We start from the raw sequence: 20,913 nt of genomic DNA on the forward strand, positions 1-20,913 counted from the left end.
CATTTAAAACGTTTTGAAAAACGGATTGATTTCCGACACTTTTAAAAATAAAAAAGGAGAATAATAAATATCCTTTCTTATTTAATCCACCTTTATTCTAACGCCTTCGCTATGGCTGCTAAACTCTGGTGCGTACATGCTTTGTATGGTTGTAATACCGTTGCTCATGTTGCCTGCATTGTTTACCCTTAAATCGTATTCAAACACATAAACACCTTTTGGCAGATAATCAAAAAAGAAGTTGGTGCTCGCATCTTTGGTGCTTTCGTAATAGCCCAAACCGTCTTGCCATTTGTATTTCGAAATAACGTTTACAGGTTCTAATCCTGCGGCGCGCATATCTTTCATGTGTACAAACTCCATGGGCCTGTCGCTGCGTAATTCTATGCGAACGCGCACTAAATTGCCGATATTGACTTTGGTGTTTTTTGTGATTTCTGAAATTTCTTCACCAGTATCTGTGTTGGTTTTAAGGAAGAGTTTTTTATTCAATTTTAAAGGTGTTTCTGCTAATGAGATTTTATCCAAATCCTCAAAATATTGCCAATATAAAGCACCCCAAGCAATGCCATTTCCTTTTTTGGTAATTTGTACTTCGGCCATTTCTGGTTTAATTTCAGAGGCATTCCACGCCGTTTTAAAGTAGCCTGTTCCAGCTTCAGCTTTTACTGCTTCCTCCCGATAGCTATCGGGATTGAAAGGCTCTATTTTTTGACCGCCTAAAACCACATCAACCCTATCGGTTACACTTCGACTAAGCTCAGTACTGGCACCTAACCAATCGCTACCTTGTAATAATAAAGCGTAAACCGCTTCGGTGGTTGCTTTGGTGGTTTTCCAACGGTTGGTTTGCTTGTTTTTAAGCAACCAGATTTTAAGATTATCGATGGTTTCAAGATTCTTCGCTTCGCTCTGAATTACAGTTCCTGCTTCTGAAAAAGCCTCAATTAACAAGGCTTGTGTTTCAATGGGCGCTTGGTACCAGTACCAAGAGTTGGTGTTGGCTTTCCAATACATACCCAATTCTTCACTAGTAATACTGTTTTCTTTTAATGACTTTAAAATTTTAGCTGATGTTTTTTTATCGCCCATTCTATCAACAACCAAAGCCATTAAACCTTTGGTGTACAGCGAGCGTTTTAACCAATATTTCTGAATTTGCGTGTGGTAGTATTTGGTGATTTCTTCAACGTCATCAGATTTTTTAATTTCCGGAAAAAAGCTTCGCATGTACAAATAATGCAATTGGGTGTAGCTTAAATGATCTTTGTTTAAATCGACTTTTGAATCGTATTTTCTAATATCATTGTATTCTTTTACAAATTCGGTATCGAGATAATTGATGGCTTTTTGAGTCATCGAATCTTCACTGTCCATTTGAGTAACATTCAGTTTTTTAAGATGTCCAAAACCGGTAATAATATGTTGGGTTATATATCTATTTTCACGTCCGCCTTTAAACCAAGCCCAAGCGCCAGAATGCATTTGATTTTGTTCCAGTTTGCGTTTGGCGGATTGCAATTCGTTATTCATTTTGTTTAAATCGAATAATAAAGCGATACGTTTTTTCTGTTCGGTTTCACTTTGTGCATCACGAAGCCATGGGGTTTCTTGAATTAAAATGGACTTTAATTCTTCGTTCTTTTCTAAGTTAGAAAGTAAAGCATCAGTATTTCGCCATTGATTAAAAACCTCTTGAATTCTTGGGTTTGAGTTTACAATATGGCTCGCCAATGCATTGGCATAATAACGCGAAAAAGTTTGCTCGTTACACTCATAAGGATATTCCATTAAATAGGGTAAAGCTTGTACTGCATACCACGCCGGATTGGAGGTTATTTCTAAAGTTAATTTGTGGTTTTTTAAAGTTGAAGATTTGGTGGCTGAGCCTGTCGAAGCCAACTTACCCAAAGTGAATGTTTTAGTTTGATTGCTTCTTACCCACATCGGTAATGTTTGGGTAACCAACATGCGGTTACTTAAAACTGGTAACGCATTTTGTTCGCCATCAGTAAAATTTCCAGATTTGGCAATCACTTTATATTGAACCGCTTGCACATTATCGGGGATGGATAAATGCCATGATACTTGAGTGTTGCCTTTTGGTGAAACGGTAAAAGCCCCAACTAGCTTCCCCGAAGGAGAAGAACTGAGCAGCTTTTCTGATATGTCTTTCCCAGAAATGGCATCTGTTAATATTAAAGCCGCTTGCCCCGAAAGTGGCTTATCAGTTAGGTTTGCAATTTTTGTGCTGATGCTTATTTGGTCGCCTTCGCGTAAAAAACGAGGTGCGTTTGGTATCACCATAAGTTCTTTTTGCGTAACGGTTGTTAAGGTTTTAGTCGCGCTTTCTAAAGTTTTTGTGTGTGCCAAAAGCTGTAATTTCCATTGGGTTAAAGCTTCTGGTGTGGTAAAACTGAAACTTACGTTGCCGTCTTCATCTGTTTTTAACTGCGGAAAGAAAAAGGCAGTTTCGTTGAGGTTTTTACGGATTTTGATGTTGTTGAAGTTTGGTTTTTCTGCTTCAACTTTATCCAAGTTTTCATTTGGTGCACTTTCAATGGATTCTTTTTTTTCTTGAGTGCCGTAACCTGTAATCACAACTTCATCTAAATTGGCATCGTCCGCAACGGCCATAACTTCTTCTTCAATTTCAATACTTGCAACACGACTATTGAAAGATTTAGATCTCATTAAATACCTATTTCTATTCCCAAAACTAAATCCAAACCAATCCCATTGGTCATAATTTTGCTGTTTGTAATGCCCACGAAACCTATCATTATAAACCCTGAAATTTTGTGTGCCAAAACTTTGTCGCGCATTAATGTTATTATACGAATAATAGGTTGGATTGCTGATGGGTTTAAAATTCCAAGCATGCGGTTTAAATTGGTCTAAACTCGCATCGTACATACTTGCCAATAATTCTGCACTTACTTTATCGCCTTTTGGCCCTTTAATTTTAAAGCTCCAGGCTTCATCCGTCCCGGGTTGTAACTTGTCTCTAAATGTTGTGGTTAGAATATCTAAATCGGTTTTAGGATAAGGCACGACAATATTTAAACTTCCCGATTGAAAACTGTTAAACGATGCAAAACTATAGCTAACAGAAAAGCCACCTATGTCGTCGCTCGTTATGGGAATGTTAATGGTTTTCTTATTGTTGTTCAGTGGAATGACCTGCGTTTTTAAAACCTCATTTTGTTTTTCAATTGAAACCGTAATGTTTATATTTTTGGCTGCCGAGGCTAAAGTTATAATGGCAGTATCTCCAGCATTGTATTCAGTTTTATTACTTGTAATACTAAATAATTGATGGTCTGCCAACGTTTTATCGGCGTTGCTATACAATGTGGTTTTAATTTCGTCTTTTACTATTTGCCCAAACTTATCTTTACTTTCTAAAGTGATGAGGTATTTACCAGATGGCCATTTTTTAGTTTTCCCAAGATTGAGTTTTTTCGTGTTTTCGGTATTAAAAGACGCAATAAAAACAAGCTTTCCTTTTTCCCAATTATTTGGGTTTTGTTCATTGTTATAAGCATCGTGCGGAAATAAATTTTTAAAAGCTTCTTTTGTAAAATCTTGATAATCTGGGGCAGGCCAAGGTCTCTGCCTCATCACAGAATTAGGTGCTAATAGTTTATAGATTTTAACCGTTCCTTTTGCGGGTACAAACTCCCCATTTAAGTTTTTCGTATCAATGGTAATCGCATGGTCTTTTTTGGTTTTATCTAAAGTATTGGCGATATACATATTAGCTGTTAATGCATGATAGCCAATATTTACAATGGTTGTTGCGCTTCGTGTTTCACCGTTTAAATCGGTTACATCGGCAGTTACTTGGTATTTAAAAACGGGCAGGCTACTTTTATCGACACTTTGGTCGGGTTGTGCTTTAAAGGTTATTTCAAATTCGCCTTTGGCATTTGTTGTGCTTTCGCCATGCGTAATTTCTTGTGGCTCACTGTTAAACCATGGGCGGTACCAAAAATACCAATGCGGATATTCTACTTTTCTGTGTACACGATACACCACTTTGGCATCGGTAATATTGCTTCCCGCATAAGCCAAAGCGTTGCCTTTTATGGTTACTGAATCGTTGACTTTATAAGTTTCGGTTATGGGGTTGAACTTGGTTTCGAACTTGGGCCTTTTGTATGCTTCAACCGAAAAATAGTGTTCGGAAAATAAATCGATATTTCCATAATCTGTTTCCAGCGTAATACGATATTGCCCATTTAAGCCCGCGTTTGGCAATATAAATTCACCGGTAACCGAGCCGTATTCGTTGGTTTTAAACTCCAGCTCTTTTACTTCCTCGCCATTGGTATTATACAAGGTTGCATAAACATCTTGATTGGCCAAAACTTCAGATTTGCCCCTTTCGGTTCTTATGGCAATAGCCTTAAAATAAACGGTTTGCCCGGGTCTGTAAATGCTTCTGTCTGTAAACAGAAACGATTTGTAAGTTGTTTTTTCGTTCTGGTTTTTATAATACTGATAGATGTAATACGCTCCAAAATACGCCAAATCATTACTTTGTTTTACTTTTAAGTTTACATTTCTGTAATATGCTTTTGTTTTTTTTATGTTTATCTTTCCGTGTAAATCTGTGGTGCGGTTTTCGGTTTGTTTGGTTTGGATATTGTTCCTAAAATAGCTTAATTCCACTTTGGCATTGCTAATAGGATTACCGTTGTTTCTATCGATTATTTGATAAGTTTTATAATCCGTTTTATCGGTTTCAACCAAAGCCAAATCGGTAACTTGAATGCTGCTAAAAGCAAAGGTGTTTTCGTTATTTTCTACTGATGCAAAAACCAAATAACTGCCATTGTTTAGCTTTGGCAATAAAATCTCAGTTGTATGTGTTTGGTAATCGTTTTCGTTTCGCAAACTATTATTCCATTTGGTTGTGGGCTCTAACTTTTTTATAAACGCTAATTGCTCTTCTTTTCTATAGGTTTTATTAAATTTTTCTAACTGATTTCGAGAGATTTTAAAGATTTTAAATTGAAGCTGATTTAAGTTTTTATAACGGATTAACAAACGTGAATCTTTAAGGATGGGCAGAAAACTTTCGGTTGTAATTTCAAGTGTTTGCTGCTCAATTTGTTGTTTTAAAACCGCACATTTTTCGGCGCCATTGCTTTTCGGGAATTTAGCAATAACGTTGTTGCAAACAGCAATGGCTTCTTTAGCTTTCCAACGGTTTTCTTCTTTGTTTTTTGGTTGATATTCTAAACTTTGCTGATAATAAATTGATGCTATTTCAAAGTCGTACAACCCAGAAACTTCGTGGGTTTTAAATTGCTCGCTTTCGGTTTTTAAAACGTTTAATAAAATGAGTTGTTTGTCGTTAAAAGTAGCATGCCTATTTACAAATTTTAATCGATCGATGTTAACATCAGCCAATGCCAAGGGCGATTCATCTTTTAAATGAAATCGAATTAAGTCTTGATAAATCTTAAGAGCGTTAAGTTGTAATGATGTTGAATCTTTTGATTCTATTGTTAGCGTTGAAAACATTCCTGCATCACCTAAAAACCTCGGGTTATCAATTTCAAATTTGTAAGCTGGTTTGGTAATATGTGTTTCGTTAGTTTTATAAAACTGCAAGGCATTATGGCTTAAAAAATCGAACAAAGTCGGTCTGTGAATTTTAGAGCCTTTTTGCTCGTTTAAAAGTACATTATAATTGCTTAAAGGTTCTAATTTAAGCATCAATCCGTTTTCCAAAGAATTTTGATAATGCAAATGAATGGCGTTAAAAAGCGTTTGTAAATCCCAAGTTCTAAAATCAACAGCTTGCCCTGAGCTTGTAGAAGGGAGAGCTTTTGCTTCTGTTTTTGTTCGGTTGTAAAACTTATACCTGTTTTGGTTAAAATATTGCCAGTATAAATTGGCTAAAATATTTTCAAGAATGTTTTTGGTAGGGAACGAACTCTGTTCAATTTCACTTTTAAAATCATTAATAATTTTTAATTGCGCATCTTCTTCTAAAACCAAAGCGAACTTGCTTTTAAAAAACATGGTTTTAATGCGTTGTGGGTGGTTGTTGTCTTTTTTTGCTTTCGCTGAAATGTTTTCAACAATTTTTAATGCCGATTTTGGCAAGCCTTCAGCCTCTAGTTTGTCAACTTTAGTCCATAATTTCTTGTAATCTGGATTTTGGGCTTGTGTAAAATTTGAAAAAAGAAGAATCATTACTATAAATAGTGTGTGCTTTATTTGTGCTGAATTCATTTCAGTAGGTGTTAAAATTTATCTTTAAATGTACTTTCAAAAGTTGTTCCAAAAAACAATATATGATGAATTACTTGCGTTGGTTGAGTGAAGTTAACCATTTTTAAAGTAAAGTATATTGTCCGTAAAATATTGTTTAGCTTTGTACTTGCTTAAAAAATCATGAAAAATATTATATTATTACTTTTTCTTCCTTTCGCTGTTTATGCTCAAACCGACTTACATACCATAGGAGAGCTTATAAAAAACAAGCAATTTGCCAAAGCAGAGCATTTGGTGCTTAACTACTTAAAAAGCCATCCCAACAACTTAAAAGCCATCGAGTATCTGGGCGATGCTTACGGCTACCAAAAAAAATGGGACGATGCCATAATACAATATAAAAAACTTTTAAAAACAGACCAAAACTGCGCTAATTACAATTATAAATACGGAGGTGTTTTGGGTATGAAAGCTCTATCTATTAGCAAAATAAAAGCCGTGGGCATAATTGGCGAAGCCAAAAAACACTTTTTAAGAGCGGCCCAGTTAGACAAAAACCACATCGATACCCGTTGGGCATTGGTAGAGCTGTATATGCAATTACCGGGTATTATTGGTGGCAGTAAAAGTAAATCGTTAAAATTTGCCAACCAATTGCAAAACCTATCTCTGGTAGATGGCTATTTGGCAAAAGGATATATTTACGAATATGATAACGAGCCGGAATTAGCAGAGCAATATTACAAAAAAGCCATTGCCGTTGGCGGATCTTTAACCTGTTTTAACAAGTTAACCAGTTTTTACGAAAACCAAAACCAGCCCGAAAAAGCCATTAAAAATATTGAGGCGGCACAGCAAAAACACCAGCGCAACGTCTTGCATTACCAACTGGGTAAAGTAGCTGCCGAATATAACACGCAGCTAGATAAAGGCGAACAATGTTTACAAACTTACATTGCCCATTACACTGCTAAAGATGGTGTTCCCGTAGCTTGGGCAAACTACCGTTTAGCGCAAATTAAAAGGCATAAAAACAGTAAAACCGAAGCCTTAAAATACATCAATTTAGCCATAACGGCATTGCCAAATATCAAGGTTTTTAAAAAGGAAAAAGAAAAAATTGAAAAGCTTTAGCCTTGCTTGACTTAAGTTGCCCTTTTTTTGCCACAACTTTTGCAAGAGGATGGTTTTTTAAGTTTTTTCAGTAAAATAACTTGTTAAAAGTGTTGTTTAAAGGTTGTTGTTAAGTTCTATTTTTGCATTTTGATTTTCAATTAGATGCAAATTATCTTTTAGTTGAAACTCTGAGGCATTAAATTCGTTCGACCTGTTTTTATCAAGTTTTTGTAAAGCAATGCTTCTTGAGAATCTACGTATGCTTGTTTTAGAGTCTAATATAATACCGGGCACAGGAGCGTTTTTTCCATTATTGTCTTTGGCTACCATTGTAAAATACGAGGAGTTGCAATGTTTGGTTTCTCCTGTTTGAATGTTTTCAGATTCTACACGAACACCAATAACCATAGAGGTTCGCCCCGTATAATTTACCGATGCTTTTAATGTTACCAGCTCGCCAACTTCTATGGGGTTTAAAAAATCGACTTTGTTTACCGATGCCGTTACGCAATAATGTCTGGAGTGCTTTGAGGCACAGGCAAAGGCGATTTGATCCATTAAATTCAATATATAGCCTCCATGTATTTTGCCGCTAAAATTAGAGTGCATGGGCCGCATGAGTTCTGAGATGGTTATTTGGGAATCTTTTATGTGTTTAAACATAGTTTAAGTTTTTTATTTTTCTTCTTGGGCGCGTTTTATTATGGCTTCAGGTAAGGCCTTTTTTGCTTTAGCCCCCATTTTTTTTAGTTTTTCAACACTGGTTATTAGGTTGCCCCTGCCATCAACTAATTTATTCATTGCTGCCGAATAATCGCTTTTGGCGGCATCAATTTTTTTGCCAACACCGGTTAAATCTTTAACTAAACCTTCAAATTTATCATAAAGTGCACCGGCTTGTCGTGCAATTTCAATGGCGTTGCGCTGTTGTTTTTCGTTGTTCCACATACTGTCAATAGTACGTAAAGTGGCCAGTAAAGTAGATGGTGTAACGATAACAATATTCTTTTCGAAAGCTTTGTTGTAAATGCTATTATCTTCATTTACAACAACCGCGAAAGCAGGTTCGATGGGGATGAACATCAAAACAAAATCGGGCGATTCAATATCGTATAAATCCTGATAGTTTTTTTCTGAAAGCTGATCGACATGTTTTTTAATGGAATTTACATGCGCTTTTAAATGGAGTGTTTTGTCATCGTCTTCAGCATTAACCAAACGCTCATAATCGGTTAACGATACTTTGCTATCGATAACCATTTTTTTACCATCGGGAAGATGCAATACCACATCGGGCAAAACACGAGAGCCGTCTGCCAAAGTAAAGCTTTGTTGCACGAAATATTCCCTGTCTTTTTCCAGTCCGGATTTTTCCAATACACGTTCTAAAACCAATTCGCCCCAGTTGCCTTGCATTTTGCTATCGCCTTTTAAAGCCCTGGTTAAATTGGTGGCTTCCTTTGTCATTTGTTGGTTTAGGTCTTTTAATCCCAATAATTGCTCTTTTAAAGCAGAATGCATACTAATACTTTCTTTTTGGGTTAAATCTACTTTTTCTTCAAAAACTTTAATTTTTTCTTGTAACGGGTTTAAAATATTTTTGATGTTTTCTTTATTCTGAAGTGTGAATTTTTCAGATTTTTCGTCGAGTATTTTTGTGGCCAAAAGTTCGAAATCCTTTCGTAATTGTTGTTGGCGTTCTTCAATTTCAGCATCGCGTTTTTTATTGAGTTGTTGCAGGTTTTCGTATTCGGTATTCCTTCGGGTTAATTCAGCATGTAAAACATCTTTTTCCTTACGGATGTCTTCGCGCTGGTTTTCAATTTTGTTTAAATTTTGCTTTAATTCATTTATAGTTTGATGCATTTGGTTTTGGCGTTCCTGTAAAGTGCTTTGCTCGCTTTTACTTTTTAGTTTGTTAAATAGCATGCCTAAATAGGTGCCAATAGCTGCGGAGATAAGAATAACTAAAATTAGGCTAAGGTTGTCGTTCATTTAAAATAGAAGTTTATCCAAAGATAATTTTTTTAGTTGAAAGATTTTAGGCGAAGCATTAAGATTTAACTGAAAATAATACCAGGAGCAGATAATTACTTCTTCACTCTAAAACTGCCTTTCTCCTCATCAAAAGTTATTAAATCTTTAGGGAATAAAGAATCGAAAGTGCCATTTAAAATGAGGTTACAGGGTAGGTCTGAAACGACTTTGTTTTCAGTCATAACAATAAGTTTATCGCATAATTGAATGGCGAGATCTATTTCGTGAGAGGAAAACAAAATGGTTTTATTAGTGTTTTTAGCCAATTTTTGAAGCAGTTTTAATATGTATGCTTTATGGTACATATCGAGGTGCGTAGTGGGTTCGTCCAGAATAATTAAATCGGTGTCTTGTGCCAAAGCGCGCGCAATCATTACTTTTTGTAACTGTCCGTCGCTTAACTCAAAACATTTTTTATGTTTTAAATTTTCAATGTTGGTTTGCGTTATCGCTTTATTAATAATGGTTTTGTCGTTTCCAGATAAATTACCAATCCAACTGGTGTAAGGTTGTCTGCCCAATGCGATAACCTCAAAAACGGTTAGGTTTTTCGAGGCTATTTGCTCGGTTAAAACCAAACTCATCATTTTTGCCAAATCGATGGGGTTTAGTTGTGCTAAATTTTTATTGTTGATTAAAACCGAACCATTTAATGCTTTTTGAACATTGGTAATGGTTCTGATTAAAGTTGATTTTCCAATACCATTGGCGCCAATCAACCCAACCAATTCACCTTTATTTAATTCAATATTTATATTTGAAGAAACAGTGGTTTGCAGCTTTTTTGTGGAATAACCAATGCTTAGGTTTTCGGTTTTTAAAATGATATGTGATTTGTTAACACTCATAAATTTCAATATACAATTTTCAAATTCCAATCACTAAATTCTAAAAAACCACTCAGATTTATGAGGCACAGGTTTTGGAATTTTGTTTTTGTTGTTTTGGAATTTATATTCATATTAAAACACCATTTTTCGTTTTCTAACCAATAACCAAATCACAACAGGTGCGCCAATTAAAGCTGTTATGGCATTAATTGGCAACGTGTAATCGCTATTTGGTATTTGGGCAATACTATCGCAAATTAACATGATAATTGCACCAAACAAAAATACAGCGGGTAATAATATTTTGTGGTTTGAGGTGTTAAAAACTTGCCGCGTTATGTGCGGAATAGCCAACCCAATAAACGCAATAGGACCCGCAAAAGCAGTAATGGTTCCTGCCAATAAACTGGTAGCGGCAATAATAATTAACCTGCTTCTTTTAATATTCAATCCTAAACTTATCGCGTAATTTTCGCCTAAAAGCAAGGTGTTTAACGATTTGATAGACAGGATGCTTAATAAAATTCCGACACAAAATATAACTGAAAAAATAAATAATTCGTGCCAAGATAAATTACCCAGGCTGCCAAAGCCCCAAAAAATGTATTGTTGTAATTGTTCGGCAGATCCAAAATACGAAAGCACACTAACAATAGCTGCCGTTATACTGGCAAACATGAGCCCGATAATAAGAATAGCCATAGTATCGCGCACTTTAACAGAAACCATTAAAACCGCCAAAAGCACCAAAAAACTACCTAGGCTGGCAGCAATTACAATGCTCCATTTAGATATAAAGATCGAGGCCAAAAAACCACCAAACAAACCCGTGCCTAAAATAATGAGTGCCACACCCAAACTAGAGCCCGAGCTTATGCCCAATACAAATGGACCTGCTAACGGATTTCTAAAAAGCGTTTGCATTAATAGCCCAGAAATGCCCAAACCCGAACCCACTAAAATGGCAGTTAATGCTTTTGGTAATCGGTAATTGGTAATAATGTATGACGATGAATTGCCTATAAGACTATTAAAAATCTCTTTTAATGGAATATATACCGAGCCTAGACTAATATTCACAAAAAAACATACTATTAAAATAGTTGTTAAAATTATAAATGAATATTTGAAATTGTGTTTCATAGGACGGTTTTCAGGCCTCTCTGTTCCGAAGGATCGGGACTAACAGGTCTTTGTTTTTATTCTAAAGGTTTAAAAAAGAATGGGTTATAGTCTTTTAATAGTTCTGGATGGCAGATTTTAATAATATCTTTTAATACCAAATCTGGTCGGGCAAAGCCCAATTCGTAATACAAAACACCACCGTTTTTACCTGTTGTGTTGGCAACTGTGTAAATCGATTTGTTGTTGTAGGCACTAAACTTGGTGTTGTGGATACTCGCATTTTTAAGGGCGTCTAAACTTTTATAATTTGATGGATTTAACCAAATATTAGCATCTTTTGCTTTGCTGTAAACGGCCTCAAAATTAAGTTTTAAACTGCCAGTGCCTTTGCTGTCTTTCCATAAGTAATTGGTGTTGGCGTCTTTTAAAAGCTGCGCTTCGGTGCTTGTTCCGTTTGGCAAATACCAAATATCGCTATGCATGGCGCCACTTAAAATTGTGGGTTTGTTTTTTACGGTTTGTGCCAGTTTTTTTGCTTTTAAATAATTTTTTTCAATGGTGTTAAAAATAGAATCGGCTTCTTTTTCTTTACTGTAAAGGGCTCCAAAAAGCTTAATCCATTCGGCTTTTGCCAAGGGCGAACCTTCAACCCAATCGCCATTGTAAATTACAGGGATCCCAGATTTTTTTATGGTTTCAAAGGTTTTATTATGCCCATCAATACCAAATCCAATAACCACATTGGGGCTTAAACTTAGTAAAACCTCAGTATTTATACTTTCGTTTTTACCTAGTTCTCTTATGTTTCCCTTGTTAATTTGAGTTCTTATTTTTTCTGAAGAAATATAATCGGTTCCCGGAAATCCAACTAATGTTTCTTCAATATCAAGTAGTTCCAGAGCAGGGATATGCGTGGTCGAGGTAACCACTATTTTGTGGATAGGGTAAGTAATAACAGCATCAAATTCATCTGTTTTAAACCTTGTTTTTACTGCGTTTTCTTTACTGATTAAAACATAGCGGTAGCTTTTTTTGGCATTTGGCCAAGGGTTTTTAATGTTTATTACTTTGTAAGTTGAGTAGTCTGTAACTGAAAAACCTTTGGCATGTTTTATTTTGAGCTGAATGCCTTCAACAGTTTTTAATACTTCTTTTGCCGATTCGTTTTTACAAGAAAAGACAAAACATATAACGAATAAAAAAAGTGCTTTTTTCAAGATTTGTTTTTTTTTTTGAGCTTCAAAAGTAAGATTATTAAATCTTTTTAATTGAAGATTAAACAAAATGTTTACTTTCGCAGCGAAATTTGGTTTCATTCAGTTTTTACTGAAAGAATTAAAAGGGAATCAAGTGAAAAGATTGACGATTAAAGATTGATGATTTAGAATTTAAAAATCAAAAATCGAGATTCGTTGCTCTTCATTCTTGAACTGTTCCCGCAACTGTAAGTTTATGCTCTTCCGATGGCTATCGGAAATATTGAGCCCTTTTTTAAGGATGTTATTTCTTCTTTTAAACCACTGTTCTTCATAAAGAATGGGAAGGTAAAATAACATAAAACAAGTCAGGAGACCTGCCATTTTCAAAACAAATAAGTTAAACTTTCGGGATAAAAGTTTGAGTACGGTTAACAATACCTTACCATTCCGAGTAATTACAAATTAAAATGAAAAAAACAAATGTTTTGGGTACGCTGTTTTTTGGTGTATCTGTGTTTGCTTTTGCGCAAGAGCAAACCGATTTAACAAAAGAACAACAATTAGAAGAAGTGGTAATTAGCGATTCGCGCTTCGAGTTAAAACGCGAAAATTCTGGAAAAACGGTTATTAAAATTTCTAAAAAAGAGATTGAAAACAATCAGGGGCGCACCATTTCTGAGCTTATTAATACCAAAAGCGGTATTGAAATTAATGGTAGCCGAAGTGTAGAAGGGCAGAATTTGGGAAATTTTATTAGAGGCGGAAATAACAGGCAGGTTTTGGTGCTTATTGATGGTATTCAAGTTAACGACCCGTCTATGCTGGCAAACGATTTCGATTTAAGATTGTTGGATTTAAACACCGTAGATTCTATCGAAATTATTAAAGGCGCAGCAAGCACGCTTTACGGCAATGCTGCGGCTACGGCGGTAATTAATATTACGACTAAGAAAGCATCGACAAAACAAATTTCGGGCAGTTTTTTAACGGTTGTTGGCACCAATCAAACGCAAGACGATTTGAGTTATAATGGGGCTAGCTTTACCAATAATGTATCGGTTAACGGAACCGTAAATAAGTTTAGTTATGTGGCGAGTTTTGGCAACAGGTATGTTGATGGCTTATCGGCTGCAAAATCTGATAATCCGGAAAAAGATCCGTTTTCAAGATTTAATACCAATGCAAAATTAGGGTATAAAATTAGTGATGCTTTACAGATTGATGCTTTTGCAAGTTACCATAAGTTTAAAACCGATATTGATGGTTTTCCTGCTCCTACCTACAGTTTTGCTGATACCGATGATGCGTTTATTTCTGAGCAATCACGTTTTGGAATAGCGCCAAAATTTAGTTACAAAAATGGAAGCGTTAAAATTAATGCGGCTTTTTCAAAAATAGACAGGGCTCTTGTTTCTGATTTTGGAGCAACTTACGACGCCGAAAGTTTTGTGGTTGATGCCTTTAACAAATATGTTTTTAACGAAACTTTTTATACCATTATTGGTGTGAATTATTCAGATTATAAAAGTGTGTTTGCTACAGAAAAAAACTATACGAATACCGATCCGTATTTGAATGTGGTTTATGTCTCCGATTTTGGCTTAAACATTAACGCAGGAGCACGGTTTAACAACCACAGCGAATACGGTTCGCAGTTGGTTTATAGTTTAAATCCGTCTTATAGTATTCCTGTTAACTCCGGATATGCAAAGGTTTTTGGGGCCTATGCAACATCGTTTATTGCGCCAAACTTATCGCAGTTGTTTGGCTTTTTTGGAGCCAATCCAGATTTAAAACCCGAAGAAAATGTAACAATTGAAGGTGGGTTAGAGTTTTCGAACAAAAACGGATTTCGTGTAAACGGGGTTTACTTTAACAGAAAAGAAGAAAACACAATAATTTACACCTCAGGTTACGAAAACGCCACCGAAGCTGCTACGGTACATGGTTTTGAGCTTGAAGCCGAATTGAAAACAATTAAAGATTTATCAATCACTGCAAATTATACCTTTACCGAGTTAAAAGATGGTGTGCGTTTACGTATCCCAAAACATAAAGCCAATGCAAGTTTGGGTTATAATTTTTGTAAAAACACCTATGCTTCAATAAATTACCAGTTTGTTGGAAGTAGAACAGATACCAATTTTTCAACCTTTGCAAATGAAGAATTAGAGTCTTTTTCTTTAGTTGATTTATATTTTAGTCAGCACATCATTAAAAATAAAGTGAAGCTTTTTACAAGTGTAACCAATGTGTTTAACGAAGATTATTTTGAAATTTTAGGATACACCACAAAAGGTAGAAATGTAAATTTAGGATTGCACATTAATTTATAAGCAAAATAAGAGGTTGTCTAAAAAGTAGTTGTAATGTTATGTTGAGTACCTCGATTGCGCGCTTAGCACAGGCTCTGCCGAAATGTTTTTAACTTGTTGATAATCAATATCGGTTTCGGCAAGCTTAACTGGACAGCTTAATTTATAAAGACTTTTTAGACAACCCTCAAATAAACTTCATTTTATTGCTTTTTAAAAGCAGTTTTTTTGCGATTTATTGCTGGGGTATTTTGTTAAAATCTACTTTTTGTACGGGTTTTTCGGTATTGGCTTTTAATAAATCTTTATTAAACAGTTTTGCATAATACAAATCGAAAGCTATGTAAGCTGCCAAGTATTTATCGCTTAACGCATGTCTGTAATTAGACATTAGCGGAGCTCCAAAAGGCTTTGGGCTCATGCTGTTTACTTTTAATAATGCATTAAAAGTTGCTCTTAAATCTGGGTTTTGCATATTTATAGCAATGCATTTTACCAAAGCACTTTTGTAGTTTAGGTGGCTTTCTGGGTTATTGGCGTCCCACAAATCGGTTTCGTGTTTTAAAGCTTCAAAAATCTTAACGGTATGAGCCGAAACAACATCTTGGTAATTTATTCTGCCGTAAACGGCATTTCGTATAAATTGATTGTACGCTCTAAGCAATGAGGGGTTTGGGTTGTTTTTGCCGTAGTAGTTTAAAATATCGTTTTCAAAAGCTAAAAGGGCTTCGCTGTATAATTTGGAGTTTACGTTTTCGCAACTTATAACCAAACCTTTATCGGCATATTTATATTCTTGCAGTGAGTTTTCATTTTTACAACTTATCAAACTAAAAGTTAATGCGATGACAAAAAGTTTAAAAAAAGGTGTTTTCATGATTGTAATAAAATTTAAAATTATTCAGTTTTTAATCGATTTTGTTCTAAGGTTTCGGCAAGTCGTTTTTCAACAATAGGCTCAATTAATGTTTTTCTCGACTTGGTTTTTACAAACGGGTATAATTCCAGTTCATCCTTCATTTTATCGCTTGTATTTGGGTGTTTGTTGCTTCCTAAAAGTACTTCTTCGCCAGTATTAAATTGGTGTTGTTCTTTGTTGGCGCTTTCCTTTATTTTCCGTTGTACGGTACCTTCTTTCAGCTGTTTTAAAAAGCCACCATTGGCTTCAATATCTTTAAATAACTCTAAAGCTTTTATGGCAAGCTGTTGGGTTAAACTTTCAATATAATACGCTCCATCTGCAGGATTGTTAACTTTATCAAAATAGCTTTCGTGCTTTAAAATAAGTAACTGGTTTCGGGCAATACGCTTGCCAAATTCGTTGTTTTTATGATAAATTGCATCGTAAGGCAAATTGCAAATGGTATTGGCGCCACCTAACACAGCACTCATGCATTCGGTTGTGCTGCGCAACAGGTTGGTGTTGTAATCGTAAAGCGTTTTATTGCGTATGGTTGGTGTTGCAAAAATGTGGCAATTTGTATTGAATTTATATTCTGAAGCTAAAGAGCTCCAAAGGATGCGTAATGCTCTAAGTTTTGCAATTTCGAAAAAATAATTGGTGCCCACTGAAACTTGAAAGTTGATTTGAATCGATGGTTTCTTTTCATTTTCAATTACATTTTCAAGATGGTTTAAATATTCGTTAGCATGGGCTAAACCGTAAGCCAGTTGTTGCACCATATTGGCGCCTGCGTTTTGGTATAGCGCGGTGTTAATACTAATACCATTTGTTTGTTTTACGATAGATTCGAACTGCTTGTGGTCGGCTTTTAAGTTAGAAAACCAATTGCCGTGGCGCGCTAAATTACCGATAATATCGGTTTGGATTTGGATTTCTGCCTTCGCAGGAATGACAGAAAGTTGTTTAACATATTCGCTATTTAAAAACTGTAATTCAAAATAAAGTGGAGTAGAAGTAAGGTTTAAGTTTTTTAATAGATCTTTAATTGAAACAGTATCGTTTGGAATTATAAATTTAATGCTTTCGGCACCACCTTTAATAGCATCAATAGCTTTGAGGTTAGATTTTTTTTCGCCGGAAACGTAAATTGTTTGACAGATATTCCATTGAGTAGCTTTGGTGTTTGATGGTTTTGGAAACGCTTCAAAATCATCTGAGTGATAAAAAGGTTTTACCGAAATACCTTCGTTGGAATTCCAAATAAGGGTATCGTTATAATCGGCGCCTTTTAAATCGACTTGGATTTTTTGTTTCCATTGTTTTGCCGATACTTGGTTAAAATCATCAAACAAACGCTTAGTCATCTTTTTTTGTTTTTAAACTGTCTTCGTATTCAATAATAAAAATCTCTTCGTTTTCTTTTTTCATATAATATGTTTCGCGGGCAAATTTTTCCATGCCTTCTTCGGTGCTTAATTTTTTAATGGCTTTTTTATCTTTTTCAATTTCCCTTTTATAGTATTTTTTTTCATTCTCTAAAGCTTCAACCTCCGAGTTTAATTCATTATGGATAAGCCACGAATTGGCATCAAAAAACAGCATCCAAACTGCAAAAACCACAAGAATGAGTATAAACCAATTTTTAAAAGGCTTTAAGTATTTATTTTTTTTGAATGGTGCCATTTACAGTTTTTCGTTAATAATGGTTTTAACAATATCTACGGCAACGGTATTGTATTTATTGTTTGGAATGATAATGTCTGCGTACTCTTTCATGGGTTCTATAAACTGGTCGTGCATGGGTTTTAAGGTGTTTTGGTAGCGTGTAAGCACTTCGTTTAAATCCCTGCCGCGTTCAGAAATATCGCGTTTTAACCTGCGTATTAAACGCTCGTCGGTATCGGCGTGCACAAATATTTTAATATCGAACATGTCCCGCAACTCGGGGTTTGTAAGAATTAAAATACCTTCAACAATCATAACTTTTCTGGGGTGCGTTAAGATGGTATCGCCCGTTCTGTTGTGTTTTACAAACGAATATACGGGTTGGTGTATGGGTTTGCCTTTTTTTAGTTTTTTTAAATGATTAACCAATAAATCAAAATCAATGGATCTTGGGTGGTCGAAATTTATTGTTACGCGTTCGTCGAAAGTTAAATGCGAGGTATCTTTGTAATACGAATCTTGGGAGATAACACCCACTTCGCCCTCGGGCAATTCGTTTAAAATCTGATTTACAACGGTTGTTTTTCCGCAGCCCGTACCACCTGCAATTCCTATAATTAGCATCTAAAAATTGTTTATAAAACTTAAAAAAACTAAATGAAATTGAAATGGGGTTTCAATCCATTAAAAAGTCATTAATTAACACACAAATCTAAGATTATTTCTTCGGAATAATTTTAACTATGCCAACATTTTCAACTCCAACATAAATATAGCCGTCTGGACCTTGGCGCACACTGCGCACACGACCAATGCCATCTAACAAACGTTCTTGTTTTGTAACCCTATTGTTTTTAATTACGCATCTGTTTAGGTACTGGAATTTTAAAGAACCTATTAAAAGATTACCTTTCCAGTTGGGGTAAACATCGCTGGTTATAAATGCCATGCCACTAGGCGCAATAGAGGGAGTCCAATGGTGAATGGGCTGCTCCATACCTGGGGCTTCTGTTAATTCGGTAAATTTGGTGCCACTGTAATTTATGCCATAACTAACAACGGGCCAGCCGTAATTTTTGCCCGCTTCGATAATATTGATTTCGTCGCCGCCCTTGGGACCGTGCTCGTGTGTCCATATTTTACCGGTTTCAGGGTGCTTTACCATACCTTGCTGGTTTCGGTGCCCATACGAAAATATGGCTTTTTTTGCGCCAGATTTTTTAGCAAACGGATTGTTTATGGGTATGCTTCCATCGTCTTTTAACCTATATACTTTACCGCCATCTCGGGTAATATCTTGGGGGTTTACATCGCGATTACCACGATCTCCTATGGTGAAATAAAGGTAGCCATCGTTATCAAAAACAATTCGCGACCCAAAATGTTGGCCGCGTGTTGTGTTTGGCAAAGCTTTATAAAGCACCTCTTTATGGGTTAGTACATTGTTTTTAAGTTTTGTGCGCATTATGGTTGTGTTGGCACCGTCGTTATCATCGTTTGATGAGGCATAAGACAAGTACAGCCAACCGTTGTTTTTATAGTTTGGGTGCAGTTCAATATCCATTAAACCGCCTTGGCCAAGGCGCTCTATTTTTGGCAATCTGGAAATTTTAGTTTTTATGCCTTTGCTGAAATGGATGAGCTCACCAGATTTTTCGGTAATGAGCATCGAGCCATCGGGAAGAAAAACAAAGCCCCAAGGATTGTTTAAATCGGAAACAACGGTTTCGTATGAATGTTCTGTGTTTACAGGGTTTTTGTCTTGGGCGCATGCGTTAAAACCTACAAAGAAAGTTAGTATAAAATATAAGGGTTTTGGTCTCATAATTGTACATTTATAATGAAACCACAATTTACTTAAATATATTGTTTGTTTATAAAGAAATACTATATATTTGCAGTCCTTAAAAAAGGATAGCCAATTCGGGGTGTAGCGTAGCCCGGTTATCGCGCCGCGTTTGGGACGCGGAGGTCGCAGGTTCGAATCCTGCCACCCCGACAAAAATTAATACCAACAGAAACTAAAACCTTGTAAATTGTATGATTTACAAGGTTTTATGGTTTTTAGGCTATCATAAGAATTGAATTAATATGGTTTAATTCGGTTAACAATTCGGTTAACAGTTAGCAAAGTAAAAAAGTGTTAACCGAATAGACTCTTAAACACTGTAATTGAAATAGTTGATTTGACTTTCGTCTCGATGAATGTTTAACAAAAAGACGACAACTATGCAATCACAAACCACCTTTAGATTATCATTTTGGGTAAGCGCTTCACGTAAGATTAATAATGAAGTTTCTGTTTATGCTCGAATAACTGTAAACGGTAAACGAGCAAATATCAGTTTACAACGAAAAGTAATTGTGTCTGAATGGGATTCCAGTAAAGGAAGAGCAAGAGGAAACAAACAAGAATCTCGATTACTCAATAGATATTTAGACCAGGTTAAAAATAGAATCTATGAAGCTCACGATGAACTTGTAAAAGAAAAAGCTTTTATCTGTGCTCAATCAATTAAAGCTCGTTTTCTTGGTGAGGATAACGAAGAGTATTCTTTACTAACTTTAGTTGATTACCATAATACCCAAATGAGCGAATCTTTAAGTTATGGAACTTTAAAGAACTATTTCACTACTCAAAAATATATCAAACTATTTCTAACCAAAAAGAAAATCCAAGACATCTACTTGACCCAACTAACGTTTCGCTTTTTAGTTGACTTTGAAAAGTTCTTACGTTCCTATGTTCCGGAGGACCACCAAAAGAAAATGGAAAATAATACAGTTATGAAGCATATTCAACGACTTCGCAAAATGGTTACATTAGCTTACAAGATGGAATGGATAGACAGAGATCCTTTTATAAAATTTAAACCAACCTATATCAAAAATGAGCGTGAGTTTTTAAGTGAAGATGAGCTACAGACTATTATTAAAAAAGAATTTGAAATTGAAAGACTGGAGCTCGTTAAGGATTTATTTGTATTTAGCTGCTATACGGGCTTGTCATATATTGATGTAATGAACCTCAACAAAGATAATATCACATTCGGTATTGATGGTGGCAAATGGATAATCACAAATAGACAAAAAACACATAACAAAGTGAAAATCCCGTTACTTCCAATTGCTGAAGAATTGATAGAAAAATATAAAAGCCACATCAAAACCAGAAAAATAGAAACCTTATTTCCTAATATTTCAAATCAAAAGCTCAATTCTTATTTAAAAGAAATAGCAGACTTATGCAAAATCAAAAAGAACCTAACTTTTCACATAGCAAGACATACATTTGCTACAACTATAACTTTAAGTAACGGCGTTCCCATAGAAACGGTTTCAAAATTATTAGGTCATACAAAAATTGCAACTACTCAAATTTATGCAAGAGTTATTGAAAGAAAAGTAAGTGAAGATATTAATACTTTAAAGATTAAGATGATTAATAAAAACAATCAAAAGATTCATTCTAAATCAAAATAAAATAA

General features: G+C 35.3%; 14 protein-coding genes, 1 tRNA gene and 1 riboswitch. Of the genes, 4 read left to right on the plus strand and 11 right to left on the minus strand.

The window, feature by feature from the left end:
- Positions 1–81 precede the first annotated feature (81 nt).
- The gene (locus tag ACFSQS_RS09740; protein ID WP_449267409.1) at positions 82–6,237 is read right to left on the minus strand and encodes an alpha-2-macroglobulin family protein; all 6,156 of its coding nucleotides are present in this window, start codon (positions 6,235–6,237) and stop codon (positions 82–84) included.
- 177 nt (positions 6,238–6,414) lie between these two features.
- On the opposite strand from ACFSQS_RS09740, the gene ACFSQS_RS09745 reads away from it, so the two are divergent.
- On the plus strand, positions 6,415–7,368 hold the full coding sequence (locus ACFSQS_RS09745; protein ID WP_388017779.1) for a tetratricopeptide repeat protein: 954 nt from the start codon (positions 6,415–6,417) through the stop codon (positions 7,366–7,368).
- Positions 7,369–7,464: 96 nt separating this feature from the next.
- Here ACFSQS_RS09745 and ACFSQS_RS09750 read toward each other — a convergent pair whose 3' ends face one another.
- The 5 genes from ACFSQS_RS09750 to ACFSQS_RS09770 all read right to left on the minus strand — a co-directional run bounded on the left by ACFSQS_RS09750 (position 7,465) and on the right by ACFSQS_RS09770 (position 12,559).
- Positions 7,465–8,013, minus strand: coding sequence for an acyl-CoA thioesterase (locus tag ACFSQS_RS09750; RefSeq protein WP_388017782.1), 549 nt, complete (start codon positions 8,011–8,013; stop codon positions 7,465–7,467).
- A 12-nt stretch (positions 8,014–8,025) separates the two neighbouring features.
- On the minus strand, positions 8,026–9,345 hold the full coding sequence (gene rmuC, locus ACFSQS_RS09755) for a DNA recombination protein RmuC (protein WP_388017785.1): 1,320 nt from the start codon (positions 9,343–9,345) through the stop codon (positions 8,026–8,028).
- Between the two features lie 95 nt (positions 9,346–9,440).
- Positions 9,441–10,235 carry an ABC transporter ATP-binding protein gene (locus tag ACFSQS_RS09760; RefSeq protein WP_388017788.1) on the minus strand — a complete coding sequence of 265 codons (795 nt, stop codon included), beginning with the start codon at positions 10,233–10,235 and terminating at the stop codon, positions 9,441–9,443.
- Positions 10,236–10,349: 114 nt separating this feature from the next.
- Positions 10,350–11,360, minus strand: coding sequence for a FecCD family ABC transporter permease (locus ACFSQS_RS09765; RefSeq protein WP_388017791.1), 1,011 nt, complete (start codon positions 11,358–11,360; stop codon positions 10,350–10,352).
- Between the two features lie 56 nt (positions 11,361–11,416).
- Complete coding sequence (locus ACFSQS_RS09770) at positions 11,417–12,559, minus strand: ABC transporter substrate-binding protein (protein WP_388017794.1); 1,143 nt, start codon at positions 12,557–12,559, stop codon at positions 11,417–11,419.
- A gap of 73 nt (positions 12,560–12,632) precedes the next feature.
- A riboswitch (cobalamin riboswitch) is annotated at positions 12,633–12,937 on the plus strand.
- A gap of 71 nt (positions 12,938–13,008) precedes the next feature.
- Here ACFSQS_RS09770 and ACFSQS_RS09775 point away from each other — a divergent pair.
- Positions 13,009–14,877 (plus strand): TonB-dependent receptor plug domain-containing protein, encoded by a 1,869-nt coding sequence (locus tag ACFSQS_RS09775; protein WP_388017797.1) that lies wholly within the window; start codon positions 13,009–13,011, stop codon positions 14,875–14,877.
- Between the two features lie 214 nt (positions 14,878–15,091).
- Here ACFSQS_RS09775 and ACFSQS_RS09780 read toward each other — a convergent pair whose 3' ends face one another.
- From ACFSQS_RS09780 to ACFSQS_RS09800, 5 genes are all read right to left on the minus strand, one after another.
- Complete coding sequence (locus ACFSQS_RS09780) at positions 15,092–15,733, minus strand: hypothetical protein (protein WP_388017800.1); 642 nt, start codon at positions 15,731–15,733, stop codon at positions 15,092–15,094.
- 20 nt (positions 15,734–15,753) lie between these two features.
- Positions 15,754–17,124 carry a methylmalonyl-CoA mutase subunit beta gene (locus tag ACFSQS_RS09785; RefSeq protein ID WP_388017803.1) on the minus strand — a complete coding sequence of 457 codons (1,371 nt, stop codon included), beginning with the start codon at positions 17,122–17,124 and terminating at the stop codon, positions 15,754–15,756.
- Positions 17,117–17,443 (minus strand): FtsB family cell division protein, encoded by a 327-nt coding sequence (locus ACFSQS_RS09790; RefSeq protein WP_388017806.1) that lies wholly within the window; start codon positions 17,441–17,443, stop codon positions 17,117–17,119. Before ACFSQS_RS09790 ends, ACFSQS_RS09785 begins: the two co-directional genes overlap by 8 nt.
- Positions 17,444–18,049, minus strand: coding sequence for a uridine kinase (gene udk / locus ACFSQS_RS09795; RefSeq protein ID WP_388017809.1), 606 nt, complete (start codon positions 18,047–18,049; stop codon positions 17,444–17,446).
- A 94-nt stretch (positions 18,050–18,143) separates the two neighbouring features.
- Positions 18,144–19,250: a PQQ-dependent sugar dehydrogenase gene (locus ACFSQS_RS09800; protein WP_388017812.1), complete on the minus strand. Its 1,107-nt coding sequence runs from the start codon at positions 19,248–19,250 to the stop codon at positions 18,144–18,146.
- 99 nt (positions 19,251–19,349) lie between these two features.
- Here ACFSQS_RS09800 and ACFSQS_RS09805 point away from each other — a divergent pair.
- Both ACFSQS_RS09805 and ACFSQS_RS09810 read left to right on the plus strand, forming a co-directional pair.
- A tRNA-Pro gene (locus tag ACFSQS_RS09805) sits at positions 19,350–19,424 on the plus strand.
- A gap of 230 nt (positions 19,425–19,654) precedes the next feature.
- Positions 19,655–20,908 carry a site-specific integrase gene (locus ACFSQS_RS09810; protein WP_388017815.1) on the plus strand — a complete coding sequence of 418 codons (1,254 nt, stop codon included), beginning with the start codon at positions 19,655–19,657 and terminating at the stop codon, positions 20,906–20,908.
- Positions 20,909–20,913: the final 5 nt, after the last annotated feature.

This window comes from Gelatiniphilus marinus (assembly GCF_042684345.1).
GTDB lineage: Bacteria > Bacteroidota > Bacteroidia > Flavobacteriales > Flavobacteriaceae > Gelatiniphilus > Gelatiniphilus marinus.

Bases quoted from the DNA above. Each gene is read 5' to 3' on its own strand.
- ACFSQS_RS09780 (WP_388017800.1), bottom strand. From the start codon at position 15,733: ATGAAAACACCTTTTTTTAAACTTTTTGTCATCGCATTAACTTTTAGT.
- ACFSQS_RS09775 (WP_388017797.1), top strand. From the start codon at position 13,009: ATGAAAAAAACAAATGTTTTGGGTACGCTGTTTTTTGGTGTATCTGTG.
- ACFSQS_RS09750 (WP_388017782.1), bottom strand. From the start codon at position 8,013: ATGTTTAAACACATAAAAGATTCCCAAATAACCATCTCAGAACTCATG.
- ACFSQS_RS09800 (WP_388017812.1), bottom strand. From the start codon at position 19,250: ATGAGACCAAAACCCTTATATTTTATACTAACTTTCTTTGTAGGTTTT.
- ACFSQS_RS09790 (WP_388017806.1), bottom strand. From the start codon at position 17,443: ATGGCACCATTCAAAAAAAATAAATACTTAAAGCCTTTTAAAAATTGG.
- ACFSQS_RS09745 (WP_388017779.1), top strand. From the start codon at position 6,415: ATGAAAAATATTATATTATTACTTTTTCTTCCTTTCGCTGTTTATGCT.
- ACFSQS_RS09760 (WP_388017788.1), bottom strand. From the start codon at position 10,235: ATGAGTGTTAACAAATCACATATCATTTTAAAAACCGAAAACCTAAGC.
- ACFSQS_RS09785 (WP_388017803.1), bottom strand. From the start codon at position 17,124: ATGACTAAGCGTTTGTTTGATGATTTTAACCAAGTATCGGCAAAACAA.
- ACFSQS_RS09765 (WP_388017791.1), bottom strand. From the start codon at position 11,360: ATGAAACACAATTTCAAATATTCATTTATAATTTTAACAACTATTTTA.
- rmuC (WP_388017785.1), bottom strand. From the start codon at position 9,345: ATGAACGACAACCTTAGCCTAATTTTAGTTATTCTTATCTCCGCAGCT.
- udk (WP_388017809.1), bottom strand. From the start codon at position 18,049: ATGCTAATTATAGGAATTGCAGGTGGTACGGGCTGCGGAAAAACAACC.
- ACFSQS_RS09810 (WP_388017815.1), top strand. From the start codon at position 19,655: ATGCAATCACAAACCACCTTTAGATTATCATTTTGGGTAAGCGCTTCA.